Raw genomic sequence first — 20,798 nt, 5'->3', positions numbered from 1 at the left:
GGCCGAAAATATGGCCATACTGAGGTAAGGCAGCCCTCGGTGTCCTTGCGCCCCCTGCGCAAGCCCCCAACAACACAGCAGATTCAGACCAGGTCGACCAACACCAACAGCGCCTTGGGCATGAAGGCGTCGCGCCGCTTCCGGCCGTCGATCGCAACCGCCCTTTCCGCTTAGGAGCGCACTATGTCCGTCAATTCCGTGAACAACCCGTCCGTCGGCAGTCAGCTCAGCGCCAGCGTCCAGCAGAGCCAGACCAGCAGCAACGGCCAGAACGTCAGCAGCACCGTCACCGCGCGCAATCAATTGAACGCGCGGCTGGTGGCCAATCTGGACGTTTCCACCAACGCCGACGGCAAATCGCTGTCCCTGCTCTACCGCACCGCCATCGACAGCATCAACCAGATCCTGGCCGATCAGCTGAACGGCGGCGGCGACGCCCAGGCCGCGTCCGACGGCCAAAGCGCCCAGGGCGCGCAGCAAACGCCCAACATCCTGCAACAGAAGATGAGCGAGGACAATTCGCCGGAAGGCACGTCCCAGCGCATCCTGTCCGGCGCGCTCAGCTTCTTCAGCACCTACGCCAAGCAACATCCGGAACTGAGCCAGGAAGAGCAGGCCAAGAACTTTGTCGACATCGTGCGCGGCGGCTTCGAGAAAGGCTATGCCGAGGCCGTGGACGTCCTCAACGGCCTCAAGGTGTTCAACGGCAATATCGCCGACGAGATCAAGAAAACCCGCGATCTGGTCAACAAGGGCTTTGACGACTTCGTCGCCAGCATGAAGCCCAAGACCCAGAGCGACGCCGCCGCGGCAACAAGCTGACGGTTAAAACTGAATGCAGCGTTAAATTAAAAATAAAGTTTTCCCCGACCATGCCGAAAATAGGTCATGGCCGGGGAAGCGAAACAGATCCACACCGCGTTTCCGACCGAACGCCGCCAGCCAGACCGGCGGCATGCTCGCAAGGAGACCGTCATGCCCATCCTGCCCATTACCCTGACCCATGCCGGCCGCGCCGCCGGACATCAGCTCTCGCAACAGGAGCATGGCGGCAAACACGGCCGCCAGCGCGAGCCCGCCGCCGCCGCGGCCAAGCCCGGCGCCGACAGCCGCTTTTCCGCCGACAAGCAATTCCTGGATTTATTTCACCACGCGGTGATGGACCCGCTCAGCTGCGCGCTGGATCTGCCGCTGATGGGCAAGGACCTGCTGAGCGGCCTGGGCCTGGAACACAATCCCGGCTACGCGGCGGAACGGATCATCCACGACTTCTACCAGCTGTACGCCCTCTACCGGCAGCAACACCCCAAGCAATCGCCGATGCAGCAGCTGTTCATCTTCCTGGCCGTCGCGCGGCAGAGCCTGGACTGCGGCTTCAATGAAACCCACCAGGTGCTGGAAAACATGAATATGCTGCACCTCGCCTACCACGATCTGGTCTCGGCCAAGGAGCAAGTGACGGTGGCGCTGATCAACTTCGGCCAGCCGCCGGTCTAGGAAACGATTCCGGCTCTAGCGCGGAACGCGCTTCAGGCGCCTGTCCCTCTCTCCCTGCCCTCCCTAAGCGCGGCCGAGCGCCGCGTTCTTGCCCCATATCAATTTTGATTCATCTAGAAATATGCTCATTCGTATTTTTTAGTAAATTATAATTTTGTTATTTACATTGAGCTGGATATGGAATTACTGATAGGCACGATAGTCACGCTGCTGGTGGGCCGGGCTATCTTCAAAGGCTACTCCGCCACCGGCGTGCTGATGCTGGGCGGTCTGGCGCTGTTGATCGCCACCGCCTTGCAAGGCATGCCGGTGCTGCCCAAAAACGTGGCCGCCACCGGCCACGCCGCCACGGACATCGCCGAGTTCGTCAAATCCCTGCTCAGCAGCCGCGCCGCGGACCTGGGCCTGATGGTGATGGCGCTGTGCGGCTTCGCCGGCTATATGACCCATATCGGCGCCAACGACATGGTGGTCAAGCTGGCCTCCAAGCTGCTCAGCCGCATCAAGTCGCCGTACGTGCTGATGGTGGCGGCCTACTTCGTCGCCTGCCTGCTGTCGCTGGCGGTGTCGTCCGCCACCGGCCTGGGCGTGCTGCTGATGGCCACCTTGTTCCCGCTGATGGTGAACATGGGCATCAGCCGCGGCGCGGCGGCGGCCATCTGCGCGTCGCCGGCGGCGCTGATCCTGTCGCCCACCTCCGGCGACGTGGTGATCGCCGCCCAGGCCTCGGGCATGCCCTTGATCGATTTCGCCTTCAAGACCACGCTGCCCATCTCGCTGCTGGCCATCGCCGGCATAGGCTGCGCCCACTTCTTCTGGCAACGCTATCTGGACCGCAAGGAAAACCTGCCGCTGACGCGCCAGGACGTGCACGAGATCGTCACCGACGCGCCGGCGCTGTACTGCCTGCTGCCGTTCACGCCCATCGCCGGCGTGCTGGTGTTCAACGGCAAGCTGGCGCCGGAGCTGCACATCGTCACCGTGCTGATCCTGTGCATCGTGCTGGCCGCGCTGGTGGAATTCCTGCGCCATCGCCGCGCCGCGCCGGTGTTCGCCGGCCTGGAAGTGGCTTACAAGGGCATGGGCGACGCCTTCAGCAGCGTGGTGATGCTGATCGTGGCCGCCGGCGTGTTCGCCCACGGCCTGTCCGCGCTGGGCTTCATCAATCAGTTGATCGGCCTGGCGCAGTCCTTCGGCTCCGGCGCCATGGTCTTGATGCTGGTGCTGGTGGCGATCACCACGCTGGCGGCGCTGACCACCGGCTCCGGCAACGCGCCCTTCTACGCCTTCGTGGAACTGATCCCCAAACTGGCGGCCGAAGCCGGCATCAACCCGGCCTTCCTCGCCATCCCCATGCTGCAGGCGTCCAACCTGGGCCGCACCGTGTCGCCGGTGTCCGGCGTGGTGGTGGCCTGCGCCGGCATGGGTCAGGTGTCGCCGTTCGAGATCGTCAAGCGCACCTCGGTGCCGGTGATCGTCGGCCTGGTGATTGTGGTATTGGGCACGCTGGCGCTGGTGCCGGCCTGAGAACCCGTTTCCGATCTGCTGCGCTTCAGCAATAAGGCGTTTGAAGCGCCGCCAAACCCGGTTCCCGCCGAAGAGAAAACGGCCGCCCTCAGGCGGCCGCTTCTCATTGCGCAAGGGAAAGCTTATTGCTGGGCCGGGGTGTTCTCGGCGAAGTATTCGTGGTTGTCGGCGTTGTTCAAGGCCTGGGTCGGATTGGTCTTCGCCAGGTTCTTGGCGCCCGCCTGGCCATAAACGTGGTCGTCGGTGCCCGCCACCACGGTGAAGTGGGACAGCTCATGCACCAGGGTGCCGCCCTTGGAGTCGGTGCCGCTGGTCGGCGCGTTCCAGAAGGCGCCGCACAGATAGATCTTGTACGGCTGCGCAGGATAGACGTAGGCGTAAGTGCCGGCCTGGGTGCAACCGCAATCGATGCTGATCGGCTTGGTGTCCAGCGCGTCCTTGATGCTGACGTAATGGGACTTGGCGGTGTTCCAGTTGGCCAGCGCGTACTTGCCGAACCACGTGGTGTAGCGCGGGGTGCCGGACGGAGAACCGGACAGATAGCTGACCGAATCGTTGGCCATATTGATGGCCGCACTGACGCCGCCATTGGTCTGGCTTTGCTGGGTCACCGAGCAATTGGCCGCATAGCTGACGCTGGAAGCGGCGGCCTTGCGGCTGAGGATGGACCATTCGCGTTGCGCGTCCAGCGACTGCTTCAGCAGCTTGCTGCTGCGGCCGGCCACCGACACGCTGGCGGTATTCGAGCTCAGCACCTCGTCGGCGACAGCGGCGGCTTCCGCGCCGGAAGCGATCTTGGCGTTCAGCTGCGGCGCGGCGCGGTTCAGCACGCGGGAGCTGGCCGCCTGGAAGCGCACGTCGAAACGGCCGCTTTTCGACATATCGTAGTAGTCGGACACCTTGACCTTGACGCTCAGCGAAGCGCCCGGCGCCAGCGCCACGGTATCCTTGATGGTGGGCACCGCCCGCTTGTAGCGCGGCCCCAGATAGCTGACCGGCTTGCCGTCGCGGCTGACCTCGAAAATCTGTTCCTGCAAATCCTGCCCCGGCACGTACCATTTGTAGATATGCAAGGTTTCCTTGCCGGTATTGCGGTAATTCAACACCACCTCGACGTCCTGATCCGCCGCCACCGCGGCCTGCTGCTTGGCCACGCTCACTTGCAGATCATGCGCCTGGGCGAAGCCGCCCCCCAAAGCCATCACGAACAAGGCAATCGGCAACACTTTTTTCATTGATCTTCTCCTGGCGGAAACACCGGCCCCTCTGCCGCGCTTGTGGCCCGACAGCGCGTTGCCAGCCCTTCCAACCCCTTTGTCATCACGTGTTTATTAAAATGGATCGCAAACATATTTCGAATGCGAAAGTCATTAATTACATGACGAAGACATGATTTCAATCAAGAAAAGCGGCCTTGCCGACACGAAATCGGCGGCTGTCTGATTTTTGGCACGCTTCATAAAACAGCCTGTTCTAGGTTAAAGTAGCGGGTTGCCCTGCTTGGTGAGACCGATCCAGGCAGGCGACATGCCGGCAGGCCCGCGCCGCGCCCGGCTCCGCATCTCAACCTTCGACTGTTTATCGAATGGCGAACACAATGAATCAGACTCCTGAAAAGGCTCTGGTCGTCCTTTCCGGCGGCCAGGACTCCACCACCTGCCTGTATTGGGCCTTGCAGACCTTCGGCCGCGACAATGTCGAAGCCGTCACCTTCGACTACGGCCAGCGCCACCGCGTGGAGCTGGACTGCGCGCGCAAGATCGCCGCGCTCGCCGGCGTGCGCCAGACCGTGCTGCCCATCGACACCTTCGCCGCCATCGGCGGCAACGCGCTGACCGACGCCGACATCGCGCCGGAAGACGGCGCCCGCGACGACGACGCGCTGCCCAACACCTTCGTGCCCGGCCGCAACCTGATCTTCCTGACCTTCGCCGCCGCGCTGGCCTATACCCGCGGCGCGCGCCACCTGGTCGCCGGCGTCGCCCAGACCGACTATTCCGGCTATCCCGATTGCCGCGAAAACACCCTCAAGGCGCTGGAAGTGGCGCTGCGGCTGGGCATGGACAGCCGAGTGGAGCTGCACGCGCCGCTGATGTATCTGTCCAAGGCGGAAACCGTGGCTTTGGCGCAACAAGTCGGCGCGATGGACGCATTATCCTGGAGCCACACCTGTTATAACGGACAGGTACCGCCCTGCGGCCATTGCGCGTCTTGCGAGTTGCGCGCCAAGGGTTTCGCCGAAGCCGGCGTGCCCGACCCGCTGATCGTCCGCTGCCAAACCCGCCAGGAGGACTGAGATGCACACCTCCAGCCTGATCGCCGGCGCCCGCTTCGAAGCCGCCCGGCAGGTGAGCGGCGCGTCCGACCTCACCGCGCGCCCGCATGGCCACAGCTTTCGCGTCATCGCCCGCGCCGACGCCCAATACCCGGCCCACGAGCGGCTGCAGGCGGCGCTGGACGCCGCCGTCGCGCCGCTGGACTACGCCGATCTGAACCGCCAACTGAGCCAATGCGACGATCTGGCGCTGGCCGCCCACCTCGCCGCCGCCCTACCCTGCCCGGCGGCGCTGAGCCTGCAAAGCTCGCCGCAGCGCGGCGTGACGCTGGACGGCGACCTCGCCCTCAACTGGATACAGGTTCAGTTCGAGGCCGCCCATCAACTGCCCCATGTGCCGGCTGGCCATAAATGCGGCCGTCTGCACGGCCACGGTTTCGGCGTGCGTCTCGCCGCCGACGCCAGGCTCAGCGGCCATCCGCGGCTGGAGGCCGCCTGGCGGCCCTTGTTCCAGGAACTCAATCACCGCTATCTCAACGACATCGCCGGCCTGGACAACCCCACCAGCGAAGTGCTGGCGCAATGGCTGCATCAGCGGCTGGCCGACACACTGCCGGGCCTGGCCTGGGTAGAGGTGCGCGAAACCCATAGCGCCGGCAGCCAGTACGACGGCCGGCGCTTCCGCATCTGGAAGGAACAGCGCTTTGAAAGCGCCCGGCCCTTCAACGACCAGGGCGCCTACACCGGCCACAGCTATCTGGTCCGGCTGATGCTCAGCGGCGAGCTGGACCAGGCCATGGGCTGGCTGCTGGACTTCGGCGACGTCAAGGACCGCTTCAAGCCCATCTACCGCCAGCTGGACCACAATCCGCTGGACCGGCTCAGCGGCGTGCGCGGCGGCGACAGCGCCTCGGTGGCGGAGTGGGTCCACGCCCACCTGTCGCCGCTGGTGCCGGAACTGGCGCGCATCGACCTGATGGAGCAGGAGCTGCGCGGCGTGTCGCTGATGTTCCGCGACGATATGCGCTGGCCGCTGCTGTAAGAACCTGTTTACGATCTGCCGCGCGTCGGCGGGATGGATAGAAATGGGCGTTGAAACCAAGCTCAGTGCTCATGTACCACGAGTACATTCCGCTTTTTCGCTCGTTTTCGCCTTGTCTCGCCTTAGCTCGCAAGATCGTAAACACGTTCTAAGCCTGTCCCTTCATTACATTTAGAGAACGCGCTGTGACGACTTACACGGTCAAGGAAATCTTCTACACGCTGCAAGGCGAAGGCCGGCAGGCCGGCCGCGCCGCGGTGTTCTGTCGCTTCTCCGGCTGCAATCTATGGTCCGGCCGCGAGGAGGACCGCGCCAAGGCGGTCTGCCAATTCTGCGACACCGACTTCGTCGGCGTCGGCCCGGACGGCGGCAAATTCAAGAGCGCGGCGGCGCTGGCCGCGCGCATCGCCGCGGAATGGCCGGCCGGCGCCGGCGGCGCGCCCTATGTGGTGTGCACCGGCGGCGAGCCCTTGCTGCAACTGGACGCCGAGCTGATCGCCGAACTGCACCGGCTCGGCTTCGAGGTGGCGGTGGAAACCAACGGCACCGTGGCCGCGCCGCCGGGCTGGACTGGATCTGCGTCAGCCCCAAGGCCGGCGCGGAACTGCTGCTGCAAAGCGGCGACGAACTGAAGCTGGTCTATCCGCAGGCGACGCAGACGCCGGAAAGCGTCGAACAGCTGGACTTCGACACCTTCTATCTGCAACCGATGGACGGCCCGAACCTCGCCGCCAACACCCGCGCCGCCATCGCCTACTGCATGGCCCATCCGCGCTGGCGGCTGTCGGTGCAGACACATAAAGTTACCAATATCCGCTGAACTTGCCGGGCCCTTCGGGGCCCAATCCTTATCCGTCTCCCTCGCCCCTTCGCTCCCCCGCAAAAAAAATCGCGTTCCGCCGTAATGGAACCGCCTTGACGCCGACTTACCGGCAAGAAGGGCGGCCAGGCGGCGCGGTGAATCAAAAAATCGCATCTACAGTGTAAGAAGCCGGCAAGGCCCCCGACTCAATCCATGTCCGACCCGGTGAAAGCAAGGGCGGGAAACGCGGGCTCGTTTATAATCCGCACCATCAAGTTTCGGCCACAGGCCGTTAAACAGGAGAACCACCATGAGTACCAGCAAAACCCTGATCGCATCCGCTCTCGGCGCCGTCGTCGCCATCGGCGCGCTGGCATCCGCTCCGGCGGCCGCCGCCGACAAGGAAAAGTGCTACGGCATCGCCCAGGCAGGCAAGAACGACTGCGCGTCCGCCACCGGCGCCCACTCCTGCGCCGGCCAGGCCAAGACGGACAAGGACCCGGGCGACTGGAAATACGTGGCCAAGGGCAGCTGCGAGAAAATGGGCGGCAGCACCGCTCCCAAGAAGTAAGCCGGACCCGGCCGGAGCGCGGCCCTTGTCGCGCGCCGGCCGGAATCTGAACGAAATCTGAAAGAACGAATTTCAAATCCATGTAGTCTCAGCGAGGTTTGCCAAACGCCGGTCTTGGAGTCCGCTCACAAACCGGCCCGCACCCACCTCACAGGAGACTGACATGAACACCGCTCGCAAACTGCTCGCTTCCGCCGTCGGCGCCGTCATCGCGCTGGGCGTCGCCGCCTCGGCTCAGGCCGAAGATCCGCCTCAGCCCAAGGAAAAATGCTACGGCGTCACCCCGGCCGGCAAGAACGACTGCGCGTCCGCCGACGGCGCCCACTACTGCGCCGGCGAAGCCAAGGTGGACAACGATCCCAACGAGTGGCACAACGTGCCCAAGGGCACATGCGAGGGCCTGGGCGGCCGCACCACGCCGCCGCCGAAGCAATCCTAATCGCGCCGCCGGGCCCGCCCGGACGGGCGACCCGAGGTGAATGATGATGGAAACCAAGCTTCCCGCGGTGTGCGGCGTCGGCCTGCGCGCCCCGCATTACCGCGAAGCGCTGGACAGCCGCCCGGACCTGGGCTGGGTGGAAGTGCACAGCGAGAACTTCTTCGACGGCGGCATGCCCTGGAGCATGCTGCGCGAAGTGGCCGCCTGTTGGCCGCTGTCGCTGCACGGCGTCGGCCTGGGCCTGGGCTCGGCCGCGCGCCCGGACCCGGCCCATCTGGCCTCGCTCAAGCGGCTGGTGGACGCCGTACAGCCGGCCGCGGTGTCGGAACACCTGTCCTTCAACCATTCCGAACGTCGTTTCGTCAACGATCTGCTGCCCATTCCCTATACCCGCGAATCGCTGGCGGTGATCGCCGGCCACGTCGCGGAAACCCAGGACGCGCTGGGCCGAGTCATCCTGCTGGAAAACCTGTCCAGCTATCTGGAGTTCCCCGGCAACGAGATGCACGAGGGCGAGTTCCTGGCCGAACTGGTGCGCCGCACCGGCTGCGGCATCCTGCTGGACATCAATAATCTCTACGTCAACCGCGTCAATCTGGGCGTGGACACCGACGCGGTGCTGGACGCGCTGCCGCCGGAGGCGATAGGCGAGATCCACCTGGCCGGCTACAGCGAACGTGAGGGCATGCTGGTGGACACCCACAGCCAGCCGGTGCACGACGGCGTCTGGCAGCTGTACCGCGAAGCCATCGCCCGGCTGGGCCCGCGGCCCACCTTGATCGAATGGGATCTGGAGATTCCGCCGCTGGCCACCTTGCGCGGCGAGGCCGCCAAGGCCCAGGCCATCCTGGAGGCCGCGTATGAACGGGTTTGATTGGCAGGCGGAACTGCTGGAACAGATCGCCGATCCGGCCCGCGCGGCGAAAGCGGCGCTGGCGCTGAACCCGGCCGGCCTCGCGGTCTACCGCAACAATTACCGGGTGGGGCTGATCGACACCCTGGCCTTCATCTACCCGGTCTGCCGCCAGCTGGTGGGCGAGGACTTCTTCACCGGCCTGGCCCGCGTCTTCATCGGCGGCCACCCGTCGCTCAGCGGCAATCTGCACCTGTACGGCGCCGGTTTCGGCGACTTCGTCGCCGGCTTCGAACACGCGCGCGAACTACCCTATCTGGCGGACGTCGCGCGGCTGGAATGGCGGGGCCACCGCGCCTACTACGCCGCCGACGCCGCGCCGGCCGACAGCGCCGCGCTGGCCGCCTTCCCGCAGCAACGCTGGGGCGAACTCAGGCTGCGGCCGCTGCCCGACGTCGCCGCCCTGCTCAGCCCCTGGCCGGCGGCGTCGATCTGGCTGGCCCATCAACGCCAACCGGTGGAGCTGGACGTGGATCTGCACCGACAGCCGGAGGCGACGCTGGTCTACCGCCTCCAGGGCCGGGTTCAGGTCGACATCGTCGGGCCCGGCCTGGCCGCGCTGCTGCAAGCCTTCCTCGACGGCGCGACGCTGGAAACCGCGGTGGAACAGGCGCTAGCCACCGAAGCGGACTTCGACCTGCAAGCCGGCCTGCTGCGGCTGTTCCAGCAGCGTCTGATCCAAGACGTCACGCTGTAAACACGCTTAAACCCTAAGAGCCTGTTCACGATCTCGCGAGCAAGAGCGAGACAAGGCGAAAACGGCTGAGAAAGCGGAATGTACGAGTGGTACATGAGCATTTCGAAGGTGTTTTCAACGCCGTATCGCGGCAGCGCAGCAGATCGTAAACAGGTTCTAAGCGCCGAACCTCATCCAAGCTTGCGGGCATGGAGGGGAACGCACGCCCGCGGCTTGCCATGCGCCGCCGCTGAACCATACTCAACACACAGGAGACACCCGCCATGAACCCCTTGACCTGCTCCCGCCTCAACGCGCCCTACCGCTGGCTGATCCGCGGCGGCGATCTGCTGCAACCGCTGCTCTTGCTGCTGTTCCGGCTGTGGATCGCCAATGTGTTCTTCAAATCCGGCCTGACCAAAATAGACGACTGGGACACCACCCTCCTGCTGTTCACCGAGGAATACCACGTGCCGCTGCTGCCGCCCGCCATCGCCGCGGCCTTGGCCACGGCCGGCGAACTGGGCCTGTCCGCGCTGCTGGCGCTGGGCCTGGGCGCGCGCTTCGCCGCCGCCGGCCTGTTCATCCTCAATGCGGTGGCGGTGATCAGTTATCCGGGGCTGACCGAGGCCACCCGCGAATTCCATTACTACTGGGGCATGCTGATCGCCGCCGTGTTCGCCTTCGGCCCCGGCCTGCTGTCCCTGGACGCGCCGCTGCGGCGCTGGAGCCGGTGCCATGCGGCGCGGGACTGAACCGGCGACCAGCGCGGCGTGGCATAATGCCCGTTCCGACACGCATTGACCCGCCACGCCATGAGCCTCGCCTACACCCTGGTGATCCAAGCCGACGCGCTGGACCCGCATCATCTGCATGAACTGGCCCACCTCGCCGAGGCCACCCATATGGACCATCCCAGTCCAAACGTGGCGCGCCTGCGCGGCGCGGCGCCGGCGCAACGGACCGCGGCGCTGGCCTTGTGCGAGCAATGGGGCTACGACGGCGCCTATGTCGAAGCCGGCCGCAGCTTCGCCGATTTCGGCCTGCTGGTGTCGGATATGGACTCCACGCTGATCACCATCGAGTGCATAGACGAAATCGCCGACATGAACGGCCTCAAGCCACAGGTGGCGGCCATCACCGAGCGCTCGATGCATGGCGAACTGGACTTCGCCGCCTCGCTGACGGAGCGGGTGGCGCTGCTGCGCGGGCTGCCGGAAAGCGCGCTGGAACAGGTCTATCGTGAAAGAGTCAGGCTGATGCCGGGCGCCGAGGCCTTGCTGGCCGCCTGCAAACGCCACGGCGTCAAATTCATGCTGGTGTCCGGCGGCTTCACCTTCTTCACCGACAGACTGAAAGCCGAGCTGGGCCTGGACTTCGCCTTCGCCAATCAGTTGGAAGTGGAAAACGGCGCCTTGACCGGCCGGGTGCGCGGCCCCATCGTCGACGCCGCCGCCAAGAAGCGCTTGCTGATCCAGCAGCGCGAGGCGCTGGGCCTGAAACCGGAACAGGTGCTGGCGATGGGCGACGGCGCCAACGACTTGCAGATGCTGGCCGAAGCCGGCGTCGGCATCGCCGTGCACGCCAAGCCGGTGGTGCGCGCCCAGGCCGACATCGCCGTCAACCACGGCGGCCTGGACCGCATCCTGAACCTGTATCACTGAACGGCCACGCCGCGGGAGCCGACCGATGAGCTTATTTCCCGAACTGGGCAGCGCCAGTTTCGACGCCGAACTGCCGTTCTCGGTCCAGCCCTTGCCGGGCGGGATCTGCCCGGCGCGCCAGGAACGCGAAACCCGGCTGGCGCTGCGGGTGCTGGCCGCGCCCACCGAAACCCTGCCCGAGGCCGATCCGATGCTGGTCAGGCTGGAGGCCAAGCTGGACCTGGCGCTGGAAGTGTCGCTGCTGTCCCGCCATCCGGAGCGCCCGCCGCTGACGCCGTGCCGGCTGGGCCTGGACAGCATCGCCTGGATCTCCGACCACGCCAACCACGGCAGCGAGCCGGTGCTGGTGGCGCTATGCCCCAATCCCGATTCCGCGCTGCTGCTCTTCCTCGCCGCCCGCATCAACACGGTGACGCCGGGCGAAAACGGCAATTACCTGATCCGCGCCGACATCGCCGGCGCCTTCGACGAAACCACTCGCCTGCTGTGGGAGAAATGGGTGTTCCGCCGCCATCGCAAGGCGATACTGGAACGCTAAGAGCGTGTTCACGATCTCGCGAGCTAAGGCGAGACAAGGCGAAAACGGCTGAGAAAGCGGAATGTACACACGGTACATGAGCATTTCGAAGCGGGCACTCATCGCACAATGTCTCTACCGACGCGCAGCAGATCGTAAACAGGTTCTTAGCTCTCGCGCGGAAAAGCGATCAAATGATCCAGTTCCAGCCGGATGCCTATCGCCTCCCCCACAGCGTGGTCGTGATGGCTGGGCACCTGGGCCAGCACCCGCTGACCGGAAGGCAGCGCCAGCGTGTAATGGAACTCCGCGCCGCGGAACACCTTGGCGCAGACCAGGGCCCGCGTCGGGCTGGCGTCGTCGTGCTGCACATCGTCGGGCCGCACCAGCACGTCCACCTCGTCCCCGGTCTCGAACTGCAAGGGCACGATGCCGCAGAACTCGCCTATCTCCAACGCCACGCAACGCGGCCCGGTCACCTTGCCAGCCAGGAACACGCCCTGGCCGATGAAGTCGGCGACGTAGCGGGTGGCCGGCTCGTGGTACAGCCGGTACGGCGTGTCCCACTGCAATAGCCGGCCCTGCTGCATCACCCCGACGCGGTCGGCGATGGCGAAGGCCTCGTGCTGATCATGGGTCACCATGATGGCGGTGGCGCCCTGGCTTTTCAGGATGTCGCGCACCTCGCGCGACAAGCGCTCACGCAGGTCCACGTCCAGATTGGAAAAGGGCTCGTCCAGCAGCAGTAGGCTGGGCCTGGGCGCCAGAGCCCGCGCCAGCGCCACCCGCTGCTGCTGGCCGCCGGACAGCTCGTGCGGGTAACGCCGCGCCCACTCCGCCAGGCCCACCACCTCCAGCACCTCCAGCACCCGCGCCGCGCGCTGGGCCTTGGGCAAGGCGTCCAGGCCGAAGCCGACGTTGCCGGCCACGGTCAGATGCGGGAACAAGGCATAGTCCTGAAACACCATGCCGATGCGGCGTTGATGCGCCGGCACCTGCTCGCGGATGGAGCTGATCACCTGGCCGTTGAGGCGGATCTCGCCGCCCAGCAGGCCCTCGAAACCGGCAATGCAGCGCAGCACCGTGGTTTTGCCGCAGCCGGAACTGCCCAACAGGCAGGCGATTTCGCCCGCCCGCAATTCGAAACTCATATTGTCGACCACGCGGGTCTCGCCGTACTTCTGGCTGACCAGGTCGAACTCCAGCAAAGCTTGCATATCCATACGCTTCATCTCAGGCCGCATCCTTCTGCCGCGACAGCACCCATACCGGCAACAGGCCGGCCAGCACGATGGCCACCGCCGGCAAGGCCGCGCGCTCCCATTCGCCCTCGGTGGTCAAATTGAAAATTCTCACCGCCAGCGTGTCCCAGCCGTAAGGCCGGGTCATCAGCGTGATCGGCATCTCCTTCATCACGTCGACGAACACCATCAGCGCCGCGGTGAACAGGCCGCCGCGCAGCAGCGGCAGATGCAGGCGCGCCAGCAGGCGCAAGCCGCTATAGCCCATATTGCGCGCCGCCTCCTCCTGGCTGCGGCTGATGCGGTGCATGGCCGCGTCCACCGCGGAATGCCCCACGGCCAGGAAGCGCGCCACATAGGCCAGCATCAGCACCAGCAAAGTGCCCTTGATCACCGCGCTGGCGTCCGCCGCCAGCCAGGGGCGCAGCCAGTCCAGCAGCAGATTGTCGAACCAGGCCACCGGCACGAACACCCCCACCGCCAGCACCGTGCCCGGCACCGCATAGCCCAGGGTCGCCAGCCGGCTCCACAAGCGGGTCCAGCGCGTCGGATCGCGCCGCGCCGCGTAACTGAGCAATAAGGCGATCAAGGCCACCAGAACCGCGGCCAGCGAGGCCAGCAGCAGCGAGTTGGCCACGTGGCCGAGGAAATCCGCGTCCAGGTCCTCGGCCAGGTGGGCGCCGGCCCAGACCAGCAGCTGGCCGAAGGGCAAGACGAAGGCCAGCGCCAGCACCAGCGAGCAGGCGGCGGCGGCCAGCCAGCCGGCCGCGCCCTCCAGCCGCAAACGCGGCTGCGGCGCCGCCTTGCCGGCCTGGGTATAGGCGCGGCGGCCGCGCGAACGCTGCTCCAGCCACAGCAGCAGCAGCACCATCAACACCAGCAAGGACGCCAGTTGCTTGGCCGCCGGCAAGGAGAACAGGCTGAACCAGGCCTTGTAGATGGCCGAGGTGAAGGCGTCGAAATTGAAAATGGCCACGGTGCCGAAATCCGCCAGCGTTTCCATCAGCGCCAGCATCAGGCCGCCGGCGATCCACGGCCGCGCCATCGGCAACGCCACGCGGCGGAAGCCCTGCCAGCGCGACAGGCCCAGCGACTGCCCCACCTCCAGCGCGCGCCGGCCCATGGTGGCGAAGGCGTTGCGCGCCAACAGATAGACATAGGGGTAGAAGGCCAGCGACATCACCAGGATCACGCCCGGCGTGGAACGGATATTGGGCACCCAGGACGAATCGCCGAAACGCTCGCGCAGCCAGGTCTGCAAAGGCCCGGTGAAATCGAACAGGCCCAATTGCGAAAACGCCAGCACATAGGCCGGCATCGCCAGCGGCAGCATCAGCGCCCAGTGGAAGAAACGGCGGCCGGGGAAATCGTGCACCGCGGTCAGCCAGGCCAGCGGCACGCCCAACAGCAGCACGCCGGCGCCGACGCCGCCTATCAGATACACGGTGTTGAGCAGCAGCTCCGGCAGCGTGTAATCGTACAAATGCCGCCACACCTCCCAATCCGGCGCCAGCAGCGACCATAAAATCACCAGCAAGGGCGCGACGGTCAGCAGGCTGACGCCAAAGGCCAGGCCGCGCCAAGGCGACAGAGAACGGATCATCGGCGGAGAAACCATGTCAAAAACGCAGGGAAACAAGCAAAGACAGCCTGCCGGGGCTTTGGTGCCCGACAGGCTGTAAATAAATGCGGACTGGCTGCCCGCCGCGGCTTATTTGTAGCCGACGCGGTCCATCAGCTTCACCGCTTCCGCCTGGCGCGAACCAGCGTTGGCGACATTGATGTAGCTGTGCTTGAAATCGCCCCAGGCGGCCACGCGCGCGTCAGGCTTGACCTTGGGGTTGACCGGGAACTCCATGTTCACGTCGGCGAACATATTCTGCGCCTTGGCGCTGGACAGCCATTCCAGGAACTTCAGCGCGCCCTTTTCGTTCTTGGCGTACTTGACCACGCCGGCGCCCGAAACGTTCACATGGGTGCCTTTGCCCGCCTGGTCGGCCCAGAAGATGCCTACCGGCAGATTCGGCGACTTTTCCATCAGGCGGCCGTAGTAATAGGTGTTGGCGATGCCCACTTCGCACTGGCCGGCGGCGATGGCCTCCAGCATCTTGGTGTCGTCCGGGAATTCGCGGGTGGCCAGATTATCCACCCAGCCCTTGACCACTTTCTCGGTCTTCACCGGGCCCAGATCGGACAACATCATCGCCACCAGCGACTGGTTGTAGACCTTCTTGGACGTGCGCAGGCACAGCTTGCCCTTCCACTTGGGGTCGGCCAGGTCGGCGTAGCTGGACAGCTGGCCCGGCTTCACTTTCTGGGTGTTGTAGAAAATGGTGCGCGCGCGGATGGACAGGCCGTACCACTCATGGCCCGGATCGCGCAGATAGGACGGAATGTTGGCGTCCAGCAAGGGCGACTTCACCGGCTTGAACAACCCCATCTTGGCGGCCTGCCACAGATTGCCGGCGTCCACGGTCAGCAGCAGATCGGCCGGGCTGTTGCTGCCCTCGGCGCGCAGGCGCTCCATCAGCGGACCTTCCTTGTCCGACACCAGCTTGATGTTGACGCCGGTTTCCTTCTTGTAAACCTCGATGATGGGCTTGAGCAGTTGCTCGGCGCGAGCGCTGTAAACCACTACGTCTTCCGCCATGGCGTGGCCGGCGAAACCCGCCAGGACGGCGGCAAGCATCAGGTGCGTTTTCAAGGTGTGTCCCCTGTTGGGTTGAGCGATAGGAATCGGAGCCTCAATCTAACAAAAATGAGAATGCTTATCAATCTAGTAAACACCACCGATTCCGTTTTAATCGAAACAAATAAAAAGACCCGCCACGGCGGGTCTATCCCAAGCTTGCCAGCCATCACGGCCGGGCTTCACACATCCTCGGAATCGCCCCAGCCGCTGCGGTCGCCAATGTTGAACACCTTGTCTGCCGGGGCCACGTCGCCGGCGCCCAGCGTCGGTTCCGCCGCCAGCCGCGCGTAGATGGGCGCGAAGTCCGGCGCGGTAGCGTCGAACAACTGCTGGAAGCTGTCGATGACGAAATAGGTTTTCTGGAAAGTGTCGATGCGGTAGCGGGTGCGCATGATGCGTTCCAGATCGAAGCCGACGCGGTTGGGGCTGGCGCTGTCCAGGCAGTACACCGATTCGCCCTTGCTGGACACGATGCCCGCGCCGTAGATGCGCATGCCCTTGGGCGTGTTGATCAGGCCGAACTCCACCGTGTACCAGTACAAGCGCGCCAGCATCGGCAAGACGCCCAAGGCCTTGGCCTTCATGCCGCCCTTGCCGTAAGCCTCCAGGTAGTCGGCGAACACCGGATTGATCAACAGCGGCACATGGCCGAACAAATCATGGAACACATCGGGTTCTTGCAGATAATCCAGCTGATGCGGCTCGCGCAGCCACCAGGTGACCGGGAAGCGGCGGTTGGCCAGATGCTCGAAGAACACGTCGTCCGGAATCAGGCCCGGCACCGCCACGATCCGCCAGCCGGTGGCGGCCATCAGTTGTTCATTCAGCTTGGCGAAGTCCGGCACCCGGTCCGCGTCCACGCCCAGGCGCTCCAGGCCTTCCAGGAATTCGTCGCAGGCGCGGCCCGGCAGCATCTCGCTCTGGCGGCGGTACAGCGTGGCCCAGGTGGCGTGGTCGGCGGCGGTGTAGCGCTCCAGCGGTTGCGGCAGGGTGAAGTCCGCGCTGTCGTGGCTGAGTCCGACGTTCTTGCGCGTGGTGATGTCGGGCACGACGAAATCGGCTCGGTCGTTCATGGCGGTGGGTCCGGATATTTAGGTGGATAACTCTAGTTTAGGCCCGGAGCGATGCGGGAAGACCGCAAAATTTGCCTGTATGCGATTTTTTTTGCACACTTTCCGCATATAACCGCCATGAAATGCTTACTATGCGCAAAATTGAATTGGACCGCTTCGATTACCAGATCCTGGACGCGTTGCAGCACGACGCCCGCGTCACCCATCAGAAACTGGCGCAGCAAGTGGCTTTGTCCGCGTCCCAGATCGGCCGCCGCATCCAGCGCATGGAGGAAAGCGGCGTGATCCAGGGCTATCAGGTGGCGCTGAAGCCGGAACAGGTGGGCTTGTCGGTGATGGCTTTCGCCCACGTCAGCCTGGAGCGCCACAGCGAAAGCGCCTTGCAGGAATTCGCCCAGGCCATCAACGAGCTGCCGGAAGTGCTGGAATGCTACGCCGCCGCCGGCGAGGCGGACTATCTGCTGCGCATCGTGGTGCCGGACCTGCCCTCGCTGTCCACCTTCGTGATGAACCGGCTGATGCGGCTGTCGCTGGTGCGCAGCGTCAAATCCACCATCGCCTTGAACGCGATCAAACAGACGATGAAGCTGCCGCTGTCCTCGGTGCCGGAATGAAAAACGGCGGGCAATGCCCGCCGTTTTTCTCTTAGAACCTGTTCACGATCTTTCCGAGAGATGGCTCCAAGACATGGAATCCGCTGCGCGGATGGTGATTTTCATTGCCGGGGCTGCCCGGCGAGCAGGGAGGAGATATTTGCTTGGCCAAATATCCCCTCCACCCCTAAAGGCCACCCTGCAAGCCAGGCCTACGGCTTCCCGCCGGTTCCAGTCAGGTCCGACGCGCGGCTGAACTCGCAGCGCGCTACCGTCGCGCTGCTCGAACAGGCAGCCGCTTAAGACCTCGGACCTGCCACCCGACGGCAGGCTTGAAGGGACCCGGGGCGCGTCGGATACGCGGCCTCCTGTTCAGAACACCGTGTTTCAAAACACAGACAAAAGATCGTGAACAGGCTCTTAAAACCGCCTCAGCGCTTGAGCTTGGCAAACGCCGCCGCCATCGCGGTGTCGCCTGCCGGCTGCTGGCCGCGCTGGCGGTCGCCGCCGCGCCGGTCCTGAGCACGCGGGCCGTCGTTGCGCGGGCCACGGCTGTTGCCGGCGCCCGGCGCGTCGTCCAGCCGCATGGTCAGCGCGATGCGCTTGCGCGCCGCGTCCACTTCCATCACCTTGACCTTGACCACGTCGCCGGCCTTGACCACTTTGCGCGGGTCGTCGACGAACTTGTTGGACAAGGCCGAGATGTGAACCAGGCCGTCCTGGTGCACGCCGATGTCGACGAAGGCGCCGAAGTTGGCGACATTGGTGACCACCCCCTCCAAGACCATGCCCGGCTGCAAGTCCTTGATGTCCTCGACGCCGTCCTGGAAGGTGGCGGTCTTGAACTCCGGACGCGGGTCGCGGCCCGGCTTGTCCAGCTCGCGCAGAATGTCCATCACCGTGGGCAGGCCGAAGCGCTCGTCGGTGTAATCCACCGCCTTCACCGTTTTCAGGAAGCCGGAATCGCCGAGCAGCGACTTCATCTCGCGGCCGGTCTTGAGCACGATCTGCTCCACCACCGGATAGGCTTCCGGGTGCACGGCGGAGCCGTCCAGCGGGTTGTCGCCGTCGCGGATGCGCAGGAAGCCGGCCGCCTGTTCGAAGGTCTTGTCGCCCAGCCGCGGCACTTTCAGCAATTGCCTGCGGTTGCGGAAGGCGCCGTTCTGATCGCGGTAGGACACGATATTGGCCGCCAGCGTGGCGTTGAGGCCGGAGATGCGGGTCAGCAGCGGCGCCGAGGCGGTGTTGACGTCGACGCCGACGGCGTTGACGCAATCTTCCACCACCGCGTCCAGCGCGCGCGCCAGCTGGCTCTGGTTGACGTCGTGCTGGTACTGGCCGACGCCGATGGACTTGGGATCGATCTTCACCAGCTCGGCCAGCGGGTCCTGCAAGCGGCGGGCGATGGACACCGCGCCGCGCAGCGACACGTCCAGATCCGGGAATTCCCGCGCCGCCAGTTCCGAGGCCGAGTACACCGAGGCGCCGGCTTCGGACACCACGATCTTGGTCATGCCCAGCTGCGGATAGGCGCGGATCAGCTCCTGCGCCAGCTTGTCGGTTTCGCGGCTGGCGGTGCCGTTGCCGATGGCGATCAGATCCACGCGGTGACGCGCGCACAAGGCGCCCAGCACCGCCAGCGAGCGGTCCCAGTCGCGGCGCGGCTCGTGCGGATAGATGGTGGCGGTGTCCAGCAGCTTGCCGGTGTCGTCCACCACCGCCACCTTGCAGCCGGTGCGCAGGCCCGGGTCCAGGCCCAGGGTGGCGCGCCGGCCGGCCGGCGCCGCCAGCAAGAGGTCATGCAGATTGTCGGTGAACACCTTGATCGCCTCGGCGTCGGCGGCGTCCTTGAGCCGCGACACCAGCTCCAGTTCCAGCGACAGGAAGATCTTGGCGCGCCAGCACAGGCGCACGCCGTCCAGCAGCCATTTGTCGGCCGGGCGGCCGGCGTCGCTCACGCCGAAGCGCGCGGCGATCAACTGCTCGTAGGCGGAGCGCTCGGTGATCGGCGTCTCGTCCGGCTGATACTTCAGCGTCAGACTGAGCACGCCCTCGTTGCGGCCGCGCAATAGCGCCAGCGCGCGGTGCGAGGGCGTGGCGCGGATGGCTTCGCGGTGCTGGAAATAATCGGAGAACTTGGCGCCCTCGTGTTCCTTGCCGGCTACCACCTGGCCGGCCAGCTCGCCCTCGCTCCACAGTTTTTCGCGCAACCGCCCCAAGAGTTCGGCGTCCTCGGCGAAGCGCTCGATCAGGATGGCGCGCGCGCCGTCCAGCGCCGCCTTGGCGTCGGCCACGCCGGCTTCGGCGTTGACATAGGCGGCCGCGGCGGCGTTGGGGTCCTGGCTAGGATCGGACAGCAGGCCGTCGGCCAAGGGCTCCAGCCCGGCTTCGCGCGCGATCTGCGCCTTGGTGCGGCGCTTGGGCTTGTAAGGGAGGTAAAGGTCTTCCAGCGTGGTCTTGTTGTCGGCGGCGTAGAGCGCGGCCTCCAGTTCGGGGCTCAGCTTGCCTTGCTCGGAAATGCTGCCGAGGATGCTGACGCGGCGCTCGTCCAGTTCGCGCAGATACACCAGGCGCTCGGCCAGGGTGCGAAGCTGGGTGTCGTCCAGACCGCCGGTGACTTCCTTGCGGTAACGGGCGATGAAGGGAACGGTGGCGCCGCCGTCTATCAGTTCGATGGTGGCGGCCACTTGCGCCTCGCGGACGGAGAGTTCCGCCGCCAGACGATGGGAAATGCTTTTCAACATCGGTTTTTATTCTTTCGAGTTGAACAAAAACCGCTACTCTACCGCCATTGCCGACAAAATCAACCGGGACGCCGCATAGGGCGTCCCGAAATCAGCGCAACCGGACAAATCAGGTGCCCGCCGCCACCGGGCTTTCCAACCAGGCCTGGGCCTCTTCCGCGGTATCGAAATACTGAGTGCGGGTATTGGACAGCAGGCCGGCGATGTGGGCGGCCAGCTTGATCCAGACATCGCTGACCACCAGCGCCACGCGGCCGACGTGGTTTTCATGGGCGCGCATGAATTTGACCTCTTCCACCGCCATGTCCAGCGTGAAGTCCTTCAACTCGGTCAGGTCCAGCAGCAGGTCGGGCTTGGCGCACTCGGACTGGCGCTTGAGCAAGGCCTCTTCCAGCAGCTTGAAGTCCGCCAGCGTGAATTCGTTGTACAGCGCCACGTCCAGGCCGTAGTGTTGTTCGCGTATCGAGATCATGTGCTTCTCCTTTGCGGTGTCGCTTTCATTTTAAGGCTTGGCCGCACTGGCGCGGCAAGC

Annotated in this window: 21 protein-coding genes and 1 pseudogene; 15 read left to right on the top strand and 7 right to left on the bottom strand. The window is 65.1% G+C overall.

The features are described from left to right. Positions 1 to 183 precede the first annotated feature (183 nt). From HQN78_RS01550 to dcuC, 3 genes are all read left to right on the top strand, one after another. Positions 184 to 822: a DUF5610 domain-containing protein gene (locus HQN78_RS01550; protein WP_235087480.1), complete on the top strand. Its 639-nt coding sequence runs from the start codon at positions 184 to 186 to the stop codon at positions 820 to 822. 153 nt (positions 823 to 975) lie between these two features. Continuing rightward, the gene (locus HQN78_RS01545) at positions 976 to 1,497 is read left to right on the top strand and encodes a hypothetical protein (RefSeq protein WP_235087478.1); all 522 of its coding nucleotides are present in this window, start codon (positions 976 to 978) and stop codon (positions 1,495 to 1,497) included. Positions 1,498 to 1,674: 177 nt separating this feature from the next. Next, on the top strand, positions 1,675 to 3,024 hold the full coding sequence (gene dcuC / locus HQN78_RS01540) for an anaerobic C4-dicarboxylate transporter DcuC (RefSeq protein WP_235087475.1): 1,350 nt from the start codon (positions 1,675 to 1,677) through the stop codon (positions 3,022 to 3,024). A gap of 122 nt (positions 3,025 to 3,146) precedes the next feature. On the opposite strand, the gene HQN78_RS01535 is transcribed toward dcuC, so the two are convergent. Continuing rightward, positions 3,147 to 4,259 carry a M35 family metallo-endopeptidase gene (locus HQN78_RS01535; protein ID WP_235087473.1) on the bottom strand — a complete coding sequence of 371 codons (1,113 nt, stop codon included), beginning with the start codon at positions 4,257 to 4,259 and terminating at the stop codon, positions 3,147 to 3,149. Positions 4,260 to 4,621: 362 nt separating this feature from the next. Between HQN78_RS01535 and queC the strand changes: the two genes are divergently transcribed. From queC to HQN78_RS01480, 11 genes and pseudogenes are all read left to right on the top strand, one after another. Then, the gene (gene queC, locus HQN78_RS01530; protein ID WP_107800079.1) at positions 4,622 to 5,320 is read left to right on the top strand and encodes a 7-cyano-7-deazaguanine synthase QueC; all 699 of its coding nucleotides are present in this window, start codon (positions 4,622 to 4,624) and stop codon (positions 5,318 to 5,320) included. A gap of 334 nt (positions 5,321 to 5,654) precedes the next feature. Further along, positions 5,655 to 5,972: pseudogene (locus HQN78_RS25645) on the top strand (6-pyruvoyl tetrahydropterin synthase family protein); the annotation flags it as partial. A 12-nt stretch (positions 5,973 to 5,984) separates the two neighbouring features. After that, the gene (locus HQN78_RS25640) at positions 5,985 to 6,341 is read left to right on the top strand and encodes a 6-pyruvoyl tetrahydropterin synthase family protein (RefSeq protein ID WP_370646599.1); all 357 of its coding nucleotides are present in this window, start codon (positions 5,985 to 5,987) and stop codon (positions 6,339 to 6,341) included. A 185-nt stretch (positions 6,342 to 6,526) separates the two neighbouring features. Further along, positions 6,527 to 6,973, top strand: coding sequence for a hypothetical protein (locus HQN78_RS01515; RefSeq protein WP_235087470.1), 447 nt, complete (start codon positions 6,527 to 6,529; stop codon positions 6,971 to 6,973). A 480-nt stretch (positions 6,974 to 7,453) separates the two neighbouring features. Continuing rightward, positions 7,454 to 7,714 (top strand): DUF2282 domain-containing protein, encoded by a 261-nt coding sequence (locus tag HQN78_RS01510; protein ID WP_107800082.1) that lies wholly within the window; start codon positions 7,454 to 7,456, stop codon positions 7,712 to 7,714. 163 nt (positions 7,715 to 7,877) lie between these two features. Then, positions 7,878 to 8,153, top strand: coding sequence for a DUF2282 domain-containing protein (locus HQN78_RS01505; RefSeq protein ID WP_107800083.1), 276 nt, complete (start codon positions 7,878 to 7,880; stop codon positions 8,151 to 8,153). Positions 8,154 to 8,199: 46 nt separating this feature from the next. Continuing rightward, positions 8,200 to 9,027 (top strand): DUF692 domain-containing protein, encoded by an 828-nt coding sequence (locus tag HQN78_RS01500; RefSeq protein WP_233246718.1) that lies wholly within the window; start codon positions 8,200 to 8,202, stop codon positions 9,025 to 9,027. Next, entirely contained in the window at positions 9,014 to 9,763 is a 750-nt protein-coding gene (locus HQN78_RS01495) for a DNA-binding domain-containing protein (RefSeq protein WP_235087467.1), read from the top strand. Before HQN78_RS01500 ends, HQN78_RS01495 begins: the two co-directional genes overlap by 14 nt. Before the next feature lie 263 nt (positions 9,764 to 10,026). Further along, positions 10,027 to 10,497: a DoxX family membrane protein gene (locus HQN78_RS01490; protein WP_227104262.1), complete on the top strand. Its 471-nt coding sequence runs from the start codon at positions 10,027 to 10,029 to the stop codon at positions 10,495 to 10,497. A 60-nt stretch (positions 10,498 to 10,557) separates the two neighbouring features. Next, positions 10,558 to 11,406 carry a phosphoserine phosphatase SerB gene (gene serB / locus HQN78_RS01485; protein WP_235087465.1) on the top strand — a complete coding sequence of 283 codons (849 nt, stop codon included), beginning with the start codon at positions 10,558 to 10,560 and terminating at the stop codon, positions 11,404 to 11,406. Positions 11,407 to 11,431: 25 nt separating this feature from the next. Next, complete coding sequence (locus tag HQN78_RS01480) at positions 11,432 to 11,944, top strand: hypothetical protein (RefSeq protein ID WP_227104264.1); 513 nt, start codon at positions 11,432 to 11,434, stop codon at positions 11,942 to 11,944. A gap of 146 nt (positions 11,945 to 12,090) precedes the next feature. Here HQN78_RS01480 and HQN78_RS01475 read toward each other — a convergent pair whose 3' ends face one another. From HQN78_RS01475 to phhA, 4 genes are all read right to left on the bottom strand, one after another. After that, on the bottom strand, positions 12,091 to 13,155 hold the full coding sequence (locus HQN78_RS01475; RefSeq protein WP_235087462.1) for an ABC transporter ATP-binding protein: 1,065 nt from the start codon (positions 13,153 to 13,155) through the stop codon (positions 12,091 to 12,093). Position 13,156: 1 nt separating this feature from the next. Then, complete coding sequence (locus tag HQN78_RS01470) at positions 13,157 to 14,767, bottom strand: iron ABC transporter permease (protein ID WP_235087460.1); 1,611 nt, start codon at positions 14,765 to 14,767, stop codon at positions 13,157 to 13,159. Positions 14,768 to 14,875: 108 nt separating this feature from the next. Beyond that, positions 14,876 to 15,868, bottom strand: a complete 993-nt coding sequence (locus HQN78_RS01465) for an extracellular solute-binding protein (protein WP_107800088.1) — start codon at positions 15,866 to 15,868, stop codon at positions 14,876 to 14,878. A gap of 167 nt (positions 15,869 to 16,035) precedes the next feature. Then, entirely contained in the window at positions 16,036 to 16,929 is an 894-nt protein-coding gene (gene phhA / locus HQN78_RS01460; protein WP_107800089.1) for a phenylalanine 4-monooxygenase, read from the bottom strand. Between the two features lie 131 nt (positions 16,930 to 17,060). Here phhA and HQN78_RS01455 point away from each other — a divergent pair, with 131 nt between their 5' ends. Next, positions 17,061 to 17,543 (top strand): Lrp/AsnC family transcriptional regulator, encoded by a 483-nt coding sequence (locus tag HQN78_RS01455; RefSeq protein ID WP_227104270.1) that lies wholly within the window; start codon positions 17,061 to 17,063, stop codon positions 17,541 to 17,543. A gap of 410 nt (positions 17,544 to 17,953) precedes the next feature. Here the strand turns inward: HQN78_RS01455 and HQN78_RS01450 are convergent, their stop codons facing one another. Further along, a complete protein-coding gene (locus HQN78_RS01450; protein WP_235087458.1) occupies positions 17,954 to 20,266 on the bottom strand; it encodes a Tex family protein in 2,313 nt (770 codons plus the stop codon). 109 nt (positions 20,267 to 20,375) lie between these two features. Beyond that, positions 20,376 to 20,738: an STAS/SEC14 domain-containing protein gene (locus HQN78_RS01445; RefSeq protein ID WP_048415463.1), complete on the bottom strand. Its 363-nt coding sequence runs from the start codon at positions 20,736 to 20,738 to the stop codon at positions 20,376 to 20,378. Positions 20,739 to 20,798: the final 60 nt, after the last annotated feature.

This window comes from Chromobacterium sp. Beijing, from assembly GCF_021496765.1.
In the GTDB taxonomy this organism is placed as follows: domain Bacteria; phylum Pseudomonadota; class Gammaproteobacteria; order Burkholderiales; family Chromobacteriaceae; genus Chromobacterium.
Note: the sequence above shows the minus strand (reverse complement) of the source record. Positions and strands in the feature narration are given on the sequence as shown.

Bases quoted from the DNA above. Each gene is read 5' to 3' on its own strand.
- HQN78_RS01550 (WP_235087480.1), top strand. From the start codon at position 184: ATGTCCGTCAATTCCGTGAACAACCCGTCCGTCGGCAGTCAGCTCAGC.
- HQN78_RS01545 (WP_235087478.1), top strand. From the start codon at position 976: ATGCCCATCCTGCCCATTACCCTGACCCATGCCGGCCGCGCCGCCGGA.
- dcuC (WP_235087475.1), top strand. From the start codon at position 1,675: ATGGAATTACTGATAGGCACGATAGTCACGCTGCTGGTGGGCCGGGCT.
- HQN78_RS01535 (WP_235087473.1), bottom strand. From the start codon at position 4,259: ATGAAAAAAGTGTTGCCGATTGCCTTGTTCGTGATGGCTTTGGGGGGC.
- queC (WP_107800079.1), top strand. From the start codon at position 4,622: ATGAATCAGACTCCTGAAAAGGCTCTGGTCGTCCTTTCCGGCGGCCAG.
- HQN78_RS01510 (WP_107800082.1), top strand. From the start codon at position 7,454: ATGAGTACCAGCAAAACCCTGATCGCATCCGCTCTCGGCGCCGTCGTC.
- HQN78_RS01505 (WP_107800083.1), top strand. From the start codon at position 7,878: ATGAACACCGCTCGCAAACTGCTCGCTTCCGCCGTCGGCGCCGTCATC.
- HQN78_RS01500 (WP_233246718.1), top strand. From the start codon at position 8,200: ATGGAAACCAAGCTTCCCGCGGTGTGCGGCGTCGGCCTGCGCGCCCCG.
- HQN78_RS01495 (WP_235087467.1), top strand. From the start codon at position 9,014: ATGAACGGGTTTGATTGGCAGGCGGAACTGCTGGAACAGATCGCCGAT.
- HQN78_RS01490 (WP_227104262.1), top strand. From the start codon at position 10,027: ATGAACCCCTTGACCTGCTCCCGCCTCAACGCGCCCTACCGCTGGCTG.
- serB (WP_235087465.1), top strand. From the start codon at position 10,558: ATGAGCCTCGCCTACACCCTGGTGATCCAAGCCGACGCGCTGGACCCG.
- HQN78_RS01480 (WP_227104264.1), top strand. From the start codon at position 11,432: ATGAGCTTATTTCCCGAACTGGGCAGCGCCAGTTTCGACGCCGAACTG.
- HQN78_RS01475 (WP_235087462.1), bottom strand. From the start codon at position 13,155: ATGAAGCGTATGGATATGCAAGCTTTGCTGGAGTTCGACCTGGTCAGC.
- HQN78_RS01470 (WP_235087460.1), bottom strand. From the start codon at position 14,767: ATGATCCGTTCTCTGTCGCCTTGGCGCGGCCTGGCCTTTGGCGTCAGC.
- phhA (WP_107800089.1), bottom strand. From the start codon at position 16,929: ATGAACGACCGAGCCGATTTCGTCGTGCCCGACATCACCACGCGCAAG.
- HQN78_RS01455 (WP_227104270.1), top strand. From the start codon at position 17,061: ATGCGCAAAATTGAATTGGACCGCTTCGATTACCAGATCCTGGACGCG.
- HQN78_RS01450 (WP_235087458.1), bottom strand. From the start codon at position 20,266: ATGTTGAAAAGCATTTCCCATCGTCTGGCGGCGGAACTCTCCGTCCGC.
- HQN78_RS01445 (WP_048415463.1), bottom strand. From the start codon at position 20,738: ATGATCTCGATACGCGAACAACACTACGGCCTGGACGTGGCGCTGTAC.